Below are 14,520 nucleotides of genomic sequence, written 5' to 3' on the forward strand. Positions count from 1 at the left end.
CGTTTCGCCTGTCATTTGGCCCACGGCGCCGGTGCGGTCCCGATCGCTACCCTCGATCTGGTGAATGGGCAACGTTTCGTCTTCACCGGACACATCGCCGGGGTGGGCACCGAGTCCGGCGTCCGGCTGGTCATCGGCCGCTGGCCGGTCTCCCCGTTCGGCTCGTTCGCCGACGTGATGGTCCAAACTCCCGACGACGAGCGCATCCTGCTCGCGCCGAGCTCCGAGGTCGCCGACTTCGTGTCCTCGACCTATCAGTTCGACCGCATCGAGCTCGGCGAGGTGACCGCGGACCTCACCAGCGACCGGCTCACGGTCGGCGCCCCCGGACTGGACGTCACCGTGCGGATCGGCGCGGCGGCTCCCGTCGACCGGCTGCTGCGCCTGGTACCCGGCCGGCTGGCCACCGCACCCTGGTGGCTGGCTGCGATCAATCCGGTTGCCGCGCTGATCGTCCCGGGGGTGCGCACCGCGGGCAGTGCGGGCAACGGCCGCCGCGAGTACTACGGGGTGCGGCGATCCCGGCGGGTCATCGGTGCGCAGGGCACGTTCTGTGGGCGCGACCTCGGCGGCCTGGCCCCGCTGCTGCCGGCCGTCAGCTTCGGGTTCTCCTCGGCGCCGCCGGACCCGCAGATCGTGTCGGTGACGACGACGATCGACATGCCGGCCTCAGTTGCCGGGTGATACCGGTTTCGAGGCGTGGGTCAGTACCGCCCACAACAGCCGGGCGGCCTTGCGGGCGGACTCGTCCGGGACGATCGGGGTGCCGACGTCGGGCTGTTCGGCGGGCGAGCCGCTGATCTGTTCCATCAGTGCCACCGCCAGCACCCGCAGTTTCACGTTCGACTCGTGGCTGGCACGGCGCAGGGTCGACCACGCGGTTTCGGCATCGCAGCCCAGCGCGCCCATGATCGCGCCCTTGGCCTGCTCGATCGCCCCCCGGGACTGCAGCACGGCCATCATGTCGGCGACCGCCGTGCCGTCCTGAGTGCCCGCGGTGATCATCGCGGCCGAGACCAGTTGTTCGTAGCCGATCAGGGTGTTCACCGTGCCCGCCGTCGCGGGACGGTCCAGCGTGCACGACAGCACCACGGTCCCGTCGGCTTCCCAGACACCCGGGACGGCGACCGAACCGGCGGCACGGCGCAGGTCCTCGCCGTGCTCGGGTGCGCGGGCGAGCATCGCCTCCGCGGTCAGCGCCGGCCAGCGGTCATCGGGCCACAGGTCCAGGCTCAGGACGGGAACCTGATGGGTGAACGCGTCCACCACCGGTCCGCCCAGGCCGTCGAGTTGGCCCTGCACGATCGGGCCACCGATACCGACGGCCGCGACGATCGTCATACCTTCGTAGAGCCGGTGGTCGTGAACCGTGATCGCCAGGCCCAGCGCCTCGGGCACGTCGCGGTGGACACGCTCCAGAATGCGATCGAAAAGCTCACTGTGAGCGGTGTTTTCGCGGGGCTGGAAGGTCGGGGCTGGCACGGTGCGTCTCACTCCTTGGTGACCACGGCGGCGACACGGTCCAGTCCGGAGATCCCGAGAAGCGTGGTGATGGGTCCGGCGGCGGACACGATCATGGTGAGTTCGGTGCTCGCGGCGATGGCGAACAGGGCTCGTACCGCCGCACTGTCACAGTAGTTGACCTCGGTCAGGTCGACGGTCAGGGCAGGGGAGCCCGCGGCAGCCTGGTTCATCACCGACTGAAACTCCGCGACGTTGGCCAGATCGACGTCCCCGGAGGCGGCGACGACGGGTGCCGTCCCCTCCGCGGGAGGGATGACCCGGAACTGGGCCTCTGTCATCGAGTCGACTCCTTGGTCATGTCAACGGTGGTTCCGTGCGGGGTGGGCGTCAGGCGCATCGTGTCGACCAGAGCGGCGATGAGCCGTAGCCCGTGGCCCCGAAAACCGGGCGACTCCGGTGGTTCCCTCCAGCACCCGTCATCGGAGACAACCAGTCGGACGCCCGCAGCGGTGATCGAGGCGGTCACGGTCAGCATCACCCTATGCCGTGCGCCGATCGGGGCGTGCTCGGCGGCATTCGATGCGGCCTCACCCACCGCGAGCAACAGGTCGGCTGCGGTCTCCGGATCGATCCGCGCGGCCGGGAACCATTGCCGCAGCTGGGCCCGGACGAGCGCGAGGTTGGCCGGATCGGCTTCGACGCGCAGCCGGAAAGGTCCCGGCGGGAACCCGTCGGGCGGTGGCGGTTGCGCCGCGCCACTGTTCATCCACCCCATTCTGTCGCCGTATGCGTTCCCCCGACGGCGTAACCGCCGCAGCGTATCAACGCCACCTGAACCCACCCAGGGTTTGCCCGCGCGCCTTTGCGGTTTCACCCGAAGTCATCGTGTCGTACCCACTAGGCTCACCGGGGAGGGCCTCGGGGCACAGGGCCCGGGGACCCGCGACTGGTGAGGGTGGATATGTTCCGCGAGATCGTTACCGCAGCAGCTGTGGCCGGCACCGCGTTGTGTGCGGCCCCGACCGCCGGAGCCGACGAACCGCACGGGCCGTTCCCCGGGGACCCGCCCGGCACCAACTACGAGGCCTACCTGCACGCCCCGTGCTACAACTTCGACCGCTTCATCTTCGGCCGCGGCCCCGGCGGTGAACCCCTGGCCTGCCATTGGATTCCGAACCAGTCGACGGTCGGGATGGACCGCTCGCCGGCCGACGCCGGTGCGTGGGTCATCTCCTACAAGCTCTACGGCGTGCAGACCGTCGGCTCGCCGTGCCCGGGCCCGCAGGCCGCGGCTCAGTCGCCCGACGGGCTGCCGATGCTGTGCCTGGGCGCGCGGGGCTGGCAGCCGGGCTACCTGACCTCCGGCGAGTGGGGTAACGGAAGTTCGTTCAACCCGGTCGGCTGAGCCGCAGCCGACCGGGCCCGCGCCGGCCACCGTCAGACGGCGGCCGCCGCCTCGTTGATCTCCTCGAGCCGACCGGTGGCCTTCAGGTACTCCTGCACCCAGCGCTCGATCACCGCCGAGGTCTTCTCGACCTTGCTGAACTGCCCGACGACCTGTCCGACCGGGTTGAACGCGACGTCGACCGTCTCGTTCGGGTACTTGTTGGTCGCGGCCACCGCCATCCCGGACACCATGTACTGCAACGGCATTCCGAGCGGTTCGGGGTTGCCGGGGGTCTGCCAGGCCTCGGTCCAGTCGTTCTTGAGCATCCGGCACGGCTTGCCGGTGAACGAGCGGCTGCGCACGGTGTCGCGGCTGCTGGCCTTGATGTAGGCGGCCTGCTGCACCGGGGTGTTGTGGGCCTCCTCGACCATCAGCCACTGCGATCCGGACCAGGCGCCCTGGCACCCCAGCGCGAGCGCGGCGGCGATCTGCTGACCGGTACCGATACCGCCGGCGGCGAGTACCGGACGGGGTGCGACCTCCTTGACGACCTGCGGCCACAGCACGATCGAGCCGACCTCGCCGCAGTGGCCGCCGCCCTCGCCGCCCTGGGCGATGATGATGTCGACGTCGGCCTCGGCGTGCTTGCGGGCCTGGGCCGGCGAGCCGCACAGTGCGGCGACCTTACGGCCGGCCGCGTGGATGTGCTTGATCATGTCGACGGGCGGGGTGCCCAGCGCGTTGGCGATCAGCGTGACCTTGGGGTGCTGCAGGGCGACGTCGACCTGCGGGGTGGCGGTCGCCTCGGTCCAGCCGAGCAGCTGCAGGGCGTTGGAGTCCGCGTCGGAGGTGGGCACGCCGTGGTCGGCCAGCAGCTTCTTGGCGAAGTCCAGGTGCTGCTGGGGGACCATCTTCTTGAGCATGTCGGCGAGTTCGTCACCGGACATGTTGGCGTCCATGCCCTCGTACTTGTTCGGGATGACGATGTCGACGCCGTAGGGATGGTCGCCGATGTTCTCGTCGATCCACTTCAGTTCGATCTCGAGTTCTTCGGGGGTGAAGCCGACCGCGCCGAGAACGCCGAAGCCGCCGGCCTTGCTGACGGCCACCACCACGTCGCGACAGTGGGTGAAGGCGAAGATCGGGAACTCGATGCCGAGCTCATCGCAGAGGGAAGTGTGCATGACCGGCTCCTTAAAGCGGGCGGTAGGCGACTGGAACGTGTTCTAGTTTAGTACGCCCGCATGGGGTCCAGTCCAGGTGTTCCCCACAACGAACTCACGAATGGCTATCTGCCCAGGTGGACCAGGGGTACACGTCAGCCGCGCGTCACGCATTCGCGGGTCGCACAGGAGTACCGTCGATTGTGGTGCCCGACGACGAGCACCGAGCAACGAATAGGGGTTCGCCATGGCTGCCCTTCGGCACACCTCGCACCGCGTTCTGATGACCGCATTCGCCCTCGGAGCATTGACCGCGGGACTGCTTCCCGCCGTCGCCGACACCCTGACCCCACCGGAGGCGCAAGCCAGTGCGGGGCCGCAGAGTTGCGTCAACGGCGTCATTCCGCTGAACCCCTACGTGGTGAACTGCAACCTTCCGCGGCGGGGCAATCAGGTGATCGGTGCCGCACCCGATGCGGGCGCGCTGATCGCCTGCCGGCACAGCCCGACCTGCATCTCGTACTACGTGAATTACCCGGGGACGCTGATCGTCCCCGGGTATCCGAGCTACTAGGTTTTCGAGCCCACGCCGGTCCGGCCGCCGACCAGTAGCGCGCCGGCGCCGACGAGCACGCCGATCACGGTGACCGGGATCGACCAGGCCCGCCGCTGGGAAACCGCCGACTGGCACTGCGCGACATAGTCGGCGTGCGGGACGACCTGATTGAGGATCGGAACGTTCGCCACCGTCTTGCTATTGGCTTCCCGGGCGGCCGACAGGTCAGCCGCGACCGCGTTGCCGCAGCCGATGCTTCCGCCGTTGCCGTCCGAGGTGGACACCGGAACCAGCAGCGCGATGACGCCCACCACGAACAGGGCCACACCAACCAGCAGGACCAACCGCTTCACCGTCACGTCTGTCTCTCCTCTGCTTATCGCCGGGTCGACGAATCGCAGCGGGGACTACCCAACGGGGTGCCGGGCCAAACCCCGGCGCACTTCGCTAGGGCGCCGAGAACAACTCCACGTCGGACACCAGCGGCAGGTCCAAGGTGGTGCGCAGACCGGGCGGTCCGGCTACGACGGCCGGGATCGCGTTGACCACGCGGGCCGCCCCCGCGGCGATGGCCGCGTGGTTGTGATCGCCCTTCGTGCTCGTCGGGCAGATGTCGACGACATAGGACGGCTCGCCGGTGATCTCGACCCGGTAGGAACCGCCCTCCTGGGCGGGCTGTGCCCAGTCCGGGCGCAGGTCACCGCGCACCCGGGTGACGTGCTCGACGACGATCACCGGGTGATCGCCCACCATGCCCTTGATCTCGAAGCGGACGGCGGCCACCCCGCCCTTCGGGATATGCCCGGCAGCGATGTCGAAGGCCTCGGGCGCGGGCTCGCGCTCGTAACTCTCGGTGACGGAGTCCAGTTCGATGTTCAGCCCGGCAGCCAACTGCCGGATCGCGCACCCCCACGCGACGCTGAGGACCCCGGGCTGGAACAGCATCGGCACCTCGTCGAGCGGCTGGCCGAAGCCCATCACGTCGAACATCACCGTCGCGCCGTCATAGGTGGCGTAGTCGGCGATCTCCATACACCGCACCTGCTCGATGCTCGCGCAGGTGCTGGCGAACGCCAGCGGGATCAGATCGGTGATGAAACCCGGATCCACGCCGTTGATGTAGATACTCGAATTGCCTTGCTGGGCAGCCTGTTCCAGTGGAGTGATGTACTTGTCGGGCATCACACCCCAGGGGTACTGCAGCACACCGGGAGAGGTGCCCACCACGTTGATGCCGGCGGCCGCGATCTTGTAAACGTCGGCCATCGCCTGCGGCATCCGGTTGTCACCCATCGCGCAGTACACCGCGCAGTCGGGCTTGGTGGCCAGCACGGCGTCGAGGTCCTTGGTGGCCAGAATGCCGGTGCGCACGTCGAGACCGGCCAGTTCCCCGGCGTCCTTGCCCACCTTCTCGTCGGCCGACACGCACAGTCCGGTCAGCTCGAACCCCGGATTGCTGATCAGTTCGGACAGCGCCAGCCGGCCGACGTTTCCGGTGCCGATATGGGCGACGCGGATAGCCATTCGTTCTCCTCGCGACGGTGATGTGTCGACCCAGTATGCGCACACGACGAGGAAACTGGAACAGGTTCTATTTCAAGAATTGTCGCTGAGGTAGCCTGTCGCGTCATGGGACGCGTAGACGACAAAGTTGCGATCATCACGGGTGGGGCGCAGGGGATGGGTGCCGCTGACGCGCGGATGCTCGTCGCCGAGGGTGCCAGGGTGCTCATCGCCGACATCCTCGACGAGAAGGGTGAGCAGCTGGCCGCGGAACTCGGTGACGCCGCCCGCTACGTCCACCTCGACGTCAGCGACGCCGAGCAGTGGCAGACCGCCGTGGAGACCGCCGTCAGCGCGTTCGGCAAGGTCAACGTCCTGGTGAACAACGCTGGCATCGTTCAGGTTTCGCCGCTGAAGTCGATCGACGTGGAGAAGTGGAACCGGGTCCTGGCGGTCAACCTGACCGGCGCGATGCTGGGGATCAAGGCCGTGCTGGAGCCGATGAAGGCCGCCGGTGGGGGATCCATCATCAACGTGTCGTCCATCGAAGGGATGCGCGGCGCCTCCTGGGTGCACAGCTACGTCGCCTCCAAGTGGGGCCTGCGCGGTCTGACCAAGTCGGCGGCGCTGGAGCTGGCCTCGGACAACATCCGGGTCAACTCGGTGCACCCCGGCTTCATCCGCACCCCGATGACCAAGCACTTTCCCGACGATATGGTCGGCGCCCCGCTGGGCCGTCCCGGTAAGCCCGAAGAGGTGGCGACCTTCATCGTGTTCCTGGCCAGCGACGAGTCGTCCTTCTCGACCGGCTCGGAATACGTGGTCGACGGCGGTCTGATCACCGACGTGCCGCACCGGGCGCTGCCGTAGGTCAGCTCCGCGGGCCGCGGCGGGTCCGCAGGGCCAGCGAGCTGAAGGCGGCCCCGAGAGCGGCCCGGCCCAGCGCCGGCAGGTGGCCCAGTGCATTGGCCGTTGCTCCCGGCCGTCCCGGAATGGACAGCGCCAGCACCGGCCAGTCGTGGGCGGCGGCCTTCGCGGCCAGACCCGGTCGCGGATTGACCGGTCGCGGCTGGCCGACCAACGCCATCAGGTGGGCATCCTCGTCGCCGTCGGCGTAGAAGTAGCTGTGCGCCAGATCGACGTCGTTGGCTTCGCAGAACCGTTGCACCGCAGCGGCTTTGCGCCGTCCCCAGACGATCGGCTTGGCTACCCGGCCGGTGAGCAGACCGGCCTCGTCGAGTTCGAAGGTGTTGCACACGACGTGGGTGATACCCAGCGCGCGGGCCACCGGCTCGGCGTGGATGGTCAACGCGGAGGAGCTGAGCACCACGGTGTGGCCGCGGTCCTGGTGGGCGGCGACGATCCGGCGCATCAGCGGGTAGACCCGGTTGGCCACCTGCTCGGTGTAGAGCCGCTCGCCGATCTCGTCGAGCTCGGCCAGCGACTCCCCGCGCAGGTATCCCGCGGCCCGGTCCAGCAGCCGTTCGAACTGCATCCGCCCCAGCTTGTAGCGCACCGAGGCCTCCACCACGCCGAGCACCTCGCCGACCCGGGCCTGGCCGCGCCGGATCCGGTCACTGGCATGAGCGGTGGCGGTGAAGCCGGCCACCAGGGTGCCGTCGAGGTCGAAGAACGCGCCGACCGCAGGGCCCGGCGGGCTCTCGGCGATCTGCGTGACGGGGTCCACCCCACCATCATGCCGATCTTCCGTGCGTCGGGTTGACGCTGAGTCCACAAGACCCCACACTTGCAGTCATGTTCAGGCAGAAATCCACAGTTTCGGTCATGTGACGTGCTGCCTGTCGAGCGCCACGAGGCGATCATCGAGGCGGTCAGCGCCGGTCAGGCGGTGAGCACCGACGAACTGGTGCGGCTGTTGAGCGTGTCCGCCGAAACCGTTCGCCGTGATCTGGCGCTGCTGGAAGACCAGGGTGCGATCCGCCGGGTACACGGCGGGGCCGCCGCGGTGGCCGACCGACCCGGATCCGAGCCGTCCTTCACCGAACGGTCGCTGATCTTCCACCAGGCGAAGGCACAGCTGGCCAAGACGGCCGTTGGTCTGCTGCAGACCGGGCAGACCGTGGTCATCGACATCGGCACGACAGCGGTCGCCGTGGCGCGCGCCATTCCGCGGTCCTTCACCGGCACAGTGATCACCCCGTCGCTGCCGGTCGCGGTGGAACTCGCCGACCGGCCCGGAGTGCAGGTCCTGCTGGCCGGCGGTCGAGTCCGGCCCGGCGATCTGGCGTGTTCCAACGCGCACGCCAAGGCATTCTTCGCCGATGTCTACGCCGACATCGCCTTTCTCGGCTCCGGCGGGGTGGACGCGCGCGCCGGGCTGACCGACTTCCATCTCGACGAGGTCGACGTGCGGCGCACCATCATCGCCAACAGCTCACGCAGTTTCATCCTGGCCGACTCCTCCAAGCTGGGGCAGGTCGCGCCGTACCGGGTCTGCGGTCTGGCCGATATCGCCGGCCTGATCACCGACAAGCCTGCGCCGCCGGCCATCGCCGCGGCGTTCGACGAGACGGGAGGTGTGGTGCTGTCGGCGCGGCCTGCTTCGCAGGGCGACTGACCTCATTTCCCGGCAAAAGGGTGCGGGCGGCGTTGCAGCGCCGCCCGCGGGACCGAACCGCCACTACCGAAACCGTCAAATCTCAGTCAAGGAGTTCGATCCGATGACAGATTCTTCCACATCAACCGGCGCACCCCTGGTACGTGCGGGCGCCTATACCGACACCCTCGAGCGCTCCACCGGGCGCTTCGCGTCGTTCGCCGTCGCGTTCGCGTTCGTGTCGATCGCGACCGGAATCTTCACCACCTACGGAAGCGTGCTGAAAAGCTCGGGCCCGCTGGGCATCTGGACCTGGCCTCTCGTGATCGTCGGTCAGCTCGCGGTGGCGCTGCTGCTCGGGGCACTGGCCGCCCGCATCCCGGTAACCGGGTACGCCTACCAGTGGGTGTCCCGCCTCGCCAACCCCGTGCTGGGCTGGATCACCGGATGGATCTCGTTCACCTTCCTGGTCATCGTGGCGGTGGCCGTCGACTACACCGTGGCCGCCACCGTGGTGCCGGCCCTGTTCGACTTCACCGGGACGGCGCTGACCTCCTTCCTGATCACCGCCGGCGTGCTGGTGCTCCAGGGTCTGCTGGTCGGTTTGTCCACCAAATGGACTGAACGGGTGAACAATTTCGCGGTGACCGCCGAACTCGTCTGCATGGTGGCCCTGGTCGTGCTGCTGTTCGTCGTCGGTGTGATCGCGCACAAACTCTCGATGGGCAATCTGTTCTCCCGCGGTGACATCCCGGCCGACGGGTACTGGAGCTTCGGCACCGCGACCAGCGTCGGCCCCTGGATGCTCGGCTTCCTGCTCGGCGCCTTCACCATCGTGGGATTCGAGTCGGCCGCCAACCTCGCCGAGGAGACCAAACGTCCCGAAGTCGTTGTGCCCCGAGCCATGTGGCAGGCGGTGCTGGCCTCCGGCGTGCTGGGATTCCTCTTCCTGCTGGTGGTCACCGCGGCGGTCAACGATCCGACCGCACTGGCCGAATCCGGCACCCCCATCGCCGACGTCATCCAGGACATCCTCGGTTCCTTCGTCGGCACCGCGCTGCTGGTGCTGGTGGCCATCGCCATCTTCGCGTGCGGGCTGGTGATCGTGATGAGCGGTGTCCGGCTGGTCTGGGCGATGTCGCGTGACCAGCGCTTCCCCGGATGGCAGGTACTGCACAAGGTTTCACCGCGGTTCAAGACACCGCTGAACGCCACGATCGCCGTCACCACGATCTCGGCGCTGATTCTGGGCCTGTTCTCCACCAGTACCGACGCCCTGTTCATCCTGTTCTCGGCGGCCACCCTGCTGCCTGCGATCATCTACGCCATCACCGTCACGCTCTACATCGCGACCCGCCGCCGACTGCCCGACAGCACAGGATTCAGCCTGGGTCGCTGGGAGATTCCGATCATCGTGGTCGCCGTGATCTGGCTGGTGTTCGCACTGTCGCTGTTCCGGGACGCCTCGTTCGCCCAGCCGTGGCTGTATGTGGCCGTCATGGTCGCCATCGGCGCGGTCTATCTGGGCTACCTGCTCGTGACCCGCGGGACGAAAGGACTCAAGATGCCCGAACTCCGGTCCATCGACGCCGAGTTGGATCTCCTCGGCACCCACCACAACCAGGGGTAGTACGTGAGCGTTCTGGCAATCGATCAGGGGACCTCCGGCACCAAAGCCATCGTCGTCGACCCCGAGGACGGGGTTGTCGGCCAGGCCGAGATCGCGGTGCACCCGCGGTATCTCGACGGCGGCGGTGTCGAACAGGACCCCGACGAGATGCTGAACTCGGTCCTGGATGCCGGACGGGCGGCGGTCGCACAGGCCGCCCGTCCCATCGAGGCCGTCTCACTGGCCAATCAGGGTGAGACCGTGCTGGTCTGGAACCCCGACACCGGCCGGCCGATGAGCCAGGCGATCGTCTGGCAGGATCGCCGCGCCGAGACGGTGTGCACCACCCTCGGCGACCATGCGGACCTGCTGGCCGCGCGCACCGGACTGGTTCTCGACCCGTACTTCTCGGCCCCGAAGATGGCCTGGCTGCGCCGCAACGTCGAGCGCGGTGGCGTGGTCACCACGTCGGATACCTGGTTGCTGCACCAGCTCACCGGCGCGTTCGTCACCGACGCCACCACCGCGAGCCGCTCGCTGGTCGTCGAACTCGGCGAGCAGGGGTGGAGCCCGGAACTGCTGGCGGTGTTCGGCCTGGCTGACGAACGGCTGCCGGCGATCGCCTCGAATGACGAGATCATCGGCAGCACAACCGCATTCGGTGGGGATATCCCGGTCGGCGGTATCGTCGTCGATCAGCAGGCGGCATTGCTGGCCGAGGGCTGTGTGGACCAGGGGATGGCCAAGTGCACCTTCGGTACCGGAGCGTTCCTGTTGGCCAACACCGGTTCTGAGCCGGTGCTGTCGACCAGCGGCCTGACCTCGTCGGTGGCCTGGCGGGTCGGCGGCAGGGACACCTTCTGCGTGGACGGCCAGGTCTACACGGCGGCCTCGGCGGTGCGGTGGCTCTCGACGCTGGGCATCATGGCCAGTGCCGCCGAGATGGACGGTCTGGCCGCGGCCGACAACAACGGCGTGCTGTGTGTGCCCGCCCTGGCCGGACTGGCCGCCCCCTGGTGGAAGGCCCACGCCACCGCCACCTTGTCAGGCATGACACTGGCTACCGGACGCGGCCACGTCATCCTGGCCGTCCTGCAGGGCATCGCCGCCCAGATCGCCGAACTGGTCGGCGCCATCGATGCCGACGCGCCGGCACCCCTGATCGCGCTGCGCGCCGACGGCGGCCTGACCCAGTCGCGGGTGCTGATGCAGGCCTGCGCCGACATCGTGCAATTGCCCGTCGAGATCTACCCATCCCCGCATGCCACCGCACTCGGTGCGGCGGCACTGGCCCGGCTCAGCCTGCAGCCGCAGTTGTCGGTCCGCGACGTCGTCCCCGCCTGGCAGCCGTCGGCCACCTACGAACCGGCGTGGACACCGGAGCAGGCCGGCGAATTCCGCGACCGCTGGCGGCGGTTGGCGGCCACCACCTACCCCGAACAGGAGTCGTCATGACCGCCCTGGATTGCGATGTCGCCGTCATCGGTGCCGGCATCGTCGGATCCGCCATCGCCCGCGAACTGGCCGGCGGTGACCTCCGCGTCGCGCTGATCGAGGGCCGCGCCGATGTCGGCGACGGCACCAGCAAGGCCAACACCGCGATCCTGCACACCGGCTTCGACGCCACACCCGGCACCCTGGAGTCGCGGATGGTCAGCCGCGGCTACCGGCTGCTGTCCGACTACGCCGCCCGGACCGGAATTCCTGTCGAGCCGACCGGCGCCATCCTGGTGGCCTGGGACGCCGAACAACTCGAGGCGCTCCCCGGGCTGAAGGAGAAAGCCGAAGCCAACGGCTACCACCACTGCGAGATCATCGATGCGGCAGGCGTCTACGCCGACCTCCCACACCTGGGCCCCGGCGCACTCGGCGGACTGACCGTGCCCGACGAATCCATCATCTGCACCTGGACGGTCAACCTTGCGTTGGCCACCGATGCGGTCAACCGCGGTGTCACGCTGCTGACCGATCATCGCGTGGCGCGCGTCGAGGTGGGGGACACGTCGACCACGGTGCACACCGAACGCGGACGTGCGCTGACGACCCGGTGGGTGGTCAATGCCGCGGGACTGGGTGCCGACCACCTCGACGCGCTGTTCGGCTATCACCGGTTCACCGTCACCCCCCGGCGTGGGGAACTCATCGTCTACGACAAGCTGGCCCGGGCGCTGGTGGACAAGATCGTGCTGCCGGTTCCCACCGCGCGGGGCAAGGGCGTGCTGATCAGCCCGACGATCTACGGCAACGTCATGCTCGGCCCGACGTCGGAGGATCTGCAGGATCGGACCGCCACGGGTACCTCGGAAGCCGGTTTCGAGTTCCTGCTCGACAAGGGCCGCCGACTGATGCCGGCGCTGCTCGACAAAGAGGTGACCGCCACCTATGCCGGTTTGCGCGCGGCGATCGACCACGGCGACTACCTGATCGAGGCCGACCCGGCGCAGCGCTATCTGCTGGTCGGCGGCATCCGGTCCACCGGGCTCACCGCAGGCATGGCGATCGCTGAGTATGCGCGCGAGGTGCTGGCTGCGGCGGGGTTGTCGTCGACACCCCGGCCGGATCTGCCGGACCCGCCCCGGATGCCCAACCTCGGTGAGGCGTTCCCGCGGCCCTACCAATCCACCGGGCTCACCGCAGGCATGGCGATCGCTGAGTATGCGCGCGAGGTGCTGGCTGCGGCGGGGTTGTCGTCGACACCCCGGCCGGATCTGCCGGACCCGCCCCGGATGCCCAACCTCGGTGAGGCGTTCCCGCGGCCCTACCAACAGGCCGACCTGATCGCGGCCGACCCGACCTACGGTCGCGTCGTGTGCTTCTGCGAGCGGGTGACCGAGGGGGAGATTCGCGATGCCTGCCAGTCGGTGATCCCGCCTGCCACCCTCGAGGGGGTGCGCCGGCGCACCCGCGCGATGAACGGCCGCTGCCAAGCCTTCTACTGCGGTGCCGAGGTACAGGAGATGTTCGAATCCCGCTGCCACGCAGCGATCCCGGAGAGTAAGCGATGAGCGCTACCGACACCACCGACGTCGCCATCATCGGGGCCGGACCGGCGGGTCTGACCGCCGCCACCGCGCTGGCTCGCGGAACCGGCTTGAAAGTCGTTGTGCTGGAACGTGAATCACATCCCGGGGGGATACCCCGGCACAGCGACCATCCGGGCTACGGCATCCGCGATCTGAAAACCTTCATCAGCGGGCCCGCCTATGCCCGCCGCCTGACGGCCGGTGCCCTGGCCGCCGGTGCCACGATCCGGACCAATGCGACGGTGACCGGCTGGGCCGATGAGATGACGGTGGAAGTCACCTCACCCCAGGGCCGTTCGCTGTTGCGGGCCGGCGCGGTGGTGCTGGCCACCGGCGCCCGGGAGCGCGCCCGGCCCGCCCTGCTGATTCCCGGTGACCGGCCGTCGGGGGTCTACACCACCGGGCAGCTGCAGAACCTGGTACACCTCAAGCACCGTGACATCGGACAGCGAGCTGTGGTCGTGGGGGCCGAATTGGTCAGCTACTCCGCCGTTCTCACCCTCAAGCACGCCGGTTGCCGCACCGTGCTGATGACCACGACGTACCCGACCCCGGAGTCCTACGGCGTGTTCAACCTGGCCGGCCGAACGCCGCTGCTGGACGTCCGCGTCGCCTGTCGCACCCGGGTGGTCCGCGTCATCGGCAAACCCGTTGTCACCGGGGTCGAGATCGAGGATCTCGACAGCGGTGCCCGCCGGGTCGTCGACTGCGACACCGTGGTGTTCACCGGCAACTGGATCCCCGATCACGAACTCGCACGCTCGGCGGGACTGGCGATCGACCCGGGCACCTTGGGGCCGGTGGTCGACACCGGGCTGCGCACCAGCCGACCGGGGGTCTTCGCCGCGGGGAACCTGCTGCATCCGGTGGATACCGCCGATATCGCCGCCCTGGACGGCCGGCACGTGGCGGCCCAGGTCCGCGCCCATCTCGACGGTCGGCGGCCCGCCGACCCCGGGGTGCGGATTCAGGCGGCGCCCCCGCTGCGGTGGGTCGCGCCGAATCTGCTGCGGCCGGGCGATCCGGCCCCGGCCCGCAACCGGCTGCTGCTGTGGACCGACACACTGGTGCGGATCCCGACCGTGGTCGCCCGCCAGGACGGTCGCGTGGTGGGCACCAAGCGGCTGCCGTGGCCGGCGGCTCCCGGCCGGGTGTTCCGGGTTCCCGGCGGGATTCTCGATGGCGTCGACCACAACGGTGGTGCGGTGACGATCGCGCTGGGCTAGGGAATTCTGCGTGACCGGCGGCGTTGCACACC

At 68.8% G+C, this 14,520-nt stretch carries 16 protein-coding genes; 9 read left to right on the forward strand and 7 right to left on the reverse strand.

What is annotated here, in order from left to right; translation table 11 throughout:
- Nucleotides 1-60 precede the first annotated feature (60 nt).
- Nucleotides 61-684 (forward strand): hypothetical protein, encoded by a 624-nt coding sequence (locus tag BN3385_RS19815; protein WP_059022190.1) that lies wholly within the window; start codon nucleotides 61-63, stop codon nucleotides 682-684.
- Here BN3385_RS19815 and BN3385_RS19820 read toward each other — a convergent pair.
- Genes BN3385_RS19820 through BN3385_RS19830 form a run of 3 tightly spaced genes read right to left on the reverse strand, consistent with a single transcriptional unit; the run spans nucleotide 670 to nucleotide 2,230 of the window.
- Nucleotides 670-1,482 carry an ANTAR domain-containing protein gene (locus BN3385_RS19820; RefSeq protein ID WP_059022191.1) on the reverse strand — a complete coding sequence of 271 codons (813 nt, stop codon included), beginning with the start codon at nucleotides 1,480-1,482 and terminating at the stop codon, nucleotides 670-672. The genes BN3385_RS19815 and BN3385_RS19820 overlap by 15 nt on opposite strands.
- Before the next feature lie 8 nt (nucleotides 1,483-1,490).
- Entirely contained in the window at nucleotides 1,491-1,802 is a 312-nt protein-coding gene (locus BN3385_RS19825; RefSeq protein ID WP_059019274.1) for an STAS domain-containing protein, read from the reverse strand.
- Nucleotides 1,799-2,230: an ATP-binding protein gene (locus BN3385_RS19830; protein WP_059019276.1), complete on the reverse strand. Its 432-nt coding sequence runs from the start codon at nucleotides 2,228-2,230 to the stop codon at nucleotides 1,799-1,801. Before BN3385_RS19830 ends, BN3385_RS19825 begins: the two co-directional genes overlap by 4 nt.
- Before the next feature lie 195 nt (nucleotides 2,231-2,425).
- Here BN3385_RS19830 and BN3385_RS19835 point away from each other — a divergent pair, with 195 nt between their 5' ends.
- Nucleotides 2,426-2,869: a hypothetical protein gene (locus tag BN3385_RS19835; RefSeq protein WP_059019278.1), complete on the forward strand. Its 444-nt coding sequence runs from the start codon at nucleotides 2,426-2,428 to the stop codon at nucleotides 2,867-2,869.
- Nucleotides 2,870-2,901: 32 nt separating this feature from the next.
- On the opposite strand, the gene BN3385_RS19840 is transcribed toward BN3385_RS19835, so the two are convergent.
- Entirely contained in the window at nucleotides 2,902-4,035 is a 1,134-nt protein-coding gene (locus tag BN3385_RS19840) for a nitronate monooxygenase (RefSeq protein ID WP_059019280.1), read from the reverse strand.
- 262 nt (nucleotides 4,036-4,297) lie between these two features.
- Here BN3385_RS19840 and BN3385_RS19845 point away from each other — a divergent pair, with 262 nt between their 5' ends.
- On the forward strand, nucleotides 4,298-4,588 hold the full coding sequence (locus BN3385_RS19845) for a hypothetical protein (RefSeq protein ID WP_231748772.1): 291 nt from the start codon (nucleotides 4,298-4,300) through the stop codon (nucleotides 4,586-4,588).
- On the opposite strand, the gene BN3385_RS19850 is transcribed toward BN3385_RS19845, so the two are convergent.
- Together BN3385_RS19850 and BN3385_RS19855 are read right to left on the reverse strand one after the other, a co-directional pair.
- Entirely contained in the window at nucleotides 4,585-4,929 is a 345-nt protein-coding gene (locus BN3385_RS19850) for a hypothetical protein (protein ID WP_059019284.1), read from the reverse strand. The two genes, BN3385_RS19845 and BN3385_RS19850, sit on opposite strands and share 4 nt — an antisense overlap.
- An 88-nt stretch (nucleotides 4,930-5,017) precedes the next feature.
- Nucleotides 5,018-6,094, reverse strand: coding sequence for an NAD(P)H-dependent amine dehydrogenase family protein (locus tag BN3385_RS19855; RefSeq protein WP_059019286.1), 1,077 nt, complete (start codon nucleotides 6,092-6,094; stop codon nucleotides 5,018-5,020).
- Between the two features lie 105 nt (nucleotides 6,095-6,199).
- Between BN3385_RS19855 and BN3385_RS19860 the strand changes: the two genes are divergently transcribed.
- Entirely contained in the window at nucleotides 6,200-6,943 is a 744-nt protein-coding gene (locus BN3385_RS19860) for a glucose 1-dehydrogenase (RefSeq protein WP_059019287.1), read from the forward strand.
- A 1-nt stretch (nucleotide 6,944) separates the two neighbouring features.
- Here the strand turns inward: BN3385_RS19860 and BN3385_RS19865 are convergent, their stop codons facing one another.
- A complete protein-coding gene (locus tag BN3385_RS19865; protein ID WP_059019289.1) occupies nucleotides 6,945-7,760 on the reverse strand; it encodes an HAD family hydrolase in 816 nt (271 codons plus the stop codon).
- A gap of 105 nt (nucleotides 7,761-7,865) precedes the next feature.
- On the opposite strand from BN3385_RS19865, the gene BN3385_RS19870 reads away from it, so the two are divergent.
- From BN3385_RS19870 to BN3385_RS19890, 5 genes are all read left to right on the forward strand, one after another.
- Nucleotides 7,866-8,651, forward strand: coding sequence for a DeoR/GlpR family DNA-binding transcription regulator (locus BN3385_RS19870; protein WP_059019291.1), 786 nt, complete (start codon nucleotides 7,866-7,868; stop codon nucleotides 8,649-8,651).
- A gap of 103 nt (nucleotides 8,652-8,754) precedes the next feature.
- Nucleotides 8,755-10,260, forward strand: a complete 1,506-nt coding sequence (locus BN3385_RS19875; RefSeq protein WP_059019293.1) for an amino acid permease — start codon at nucleotides 8,755-8,757, stop codon at nucleotides 10,258-10,260.
- A gap of 3 nt (nucleotides 10,261-10,263) precedes the next feature.
- Complete coding sequence (locus tag BN3385_RS19880; protein ID WP_059019295.1) at nucleotides 10,264-11,694, forward strand: FGGY family carbohydrate kinase; 1,431 nt, start codon at nucleotides 10,264-10,266, stop codon at nucleotides 11,692-11,694.
- Nucleotides 11,691-13,244: an NAD(P)/FAD-dependent oxidoreductase gene (locus tag BN3385_RS19885; protein WP_059019297.1), complete on the forward strand. Its 1,554-nt coding sequence runs from the start codon at nucleotides 11,691-11,693 to the stop codon at nucleotides 13,242-13,244. The genes BN3385_RS19880 and BN3385_RS19885 overlap by 4 nt, the downstream gene beginning before the upstream one ends.
- Nucleotides 13,241-14,488 carry an NAD(P)/FAD-dependent oxidoreductase gene (locus tag BN3385_RS19890; protein WP_059019299.1) on the forward strand — a complete coding sequence of 416 codons (1,248 nt, stop codon included), beginning with the start codon at nucleotides 13,241-13,243 and terminating at the stop codon, nucleotides 14,486-14,488. The genes BN3385_RS19885 and BN3385_RS19890 overlap by 4 nt, the downstream gene beginning before the upstream one ends.
- Nucleotides 14,489-14,520: the final 32 nt, after the last annotated feature.

The organism is Mycobacterium sp. M26 (genome assembly GCF_001494595.1).
In the GTDB taxonomy this organism is placed as follows: domain Bacteria; phylum Actinomycetota; class Actinomycetes; order Mycobacteriales; family Mycobacteriaceae; genus Mycobacterium.

Bases quoted from the DNA above. Each gene is read 5' to 3' on its own strand.
- BN3385_RS19855 (WP_059019286.1), bottom strand. From the start codon at position 6,094: ATGGCTATCCGCGTCGCCCATATCGGCACCGGAAACGTCGGCCGGCTG.
- BN3385_RS19845 (WP_231748772.1), top strand. From the start codon at position 4,298: ATGACCGCATTCGCCCTCGGAGCATTGACCGCGGGACTGCTTCCCGCC.
- BN3385_RS19835 (WP_059019278.1), top strand. From the start codon at position 2,426: ATGTTCCGCGAGATCGTTACCGCAGCAGCTGTGGCCGGCACCGCGTTG.
- BN3385_RS19885 (WP_059019297.1), top strand. From the start codon at position 11,691: ATGACCGCCCTGGATTGCGATGTCGCCGTCATCGGTGCCGGCATCGTC.
- BN3385_RS19825 (WP_059019274.1), bottom strand. From the start codon at position 1,802: ATGACAGAGGCCCAGTTCCGGGTCATCCCTCCCGCGGAGGGGACGGCA.
- BN3385_RS19890 (WP_059019299.1), top strand. From the start codon at position 13,241: ATGAGCGCTACCGACACCACCGACGTCGCCATCATCGGGGCCGGACCG.
- BN3385_RS19830 (WP_059019276.1), bottom strand. From the start codon at position 2,230: ATGAACAGTGGCGCGGCGCAACCGCCACCGCCCGACGGGTTCCCGCCG.
- BN3385_RS19860 (WP_059019287.1), top strand. From the start codon at position 6,200: ATGGGACGCGTAGACGACAAAGTTGCGATCATCACGGGTGGGGCGCAG.
- BN3385_RS19840 (WP_059019280.1), bottom strand. From the start codon at position 4,035: ATGCACACTTCCCTCTGCGATGAGCTCGGCATCGAGTTCCCGATCTTC.
- BN3385_RS19875 (WP_059019293.1), top strand. From the start codon at position 8,755: ATGACAGATTCTTCCACATCAACCGGCGCACCCCTGGTACGTGCGGGC.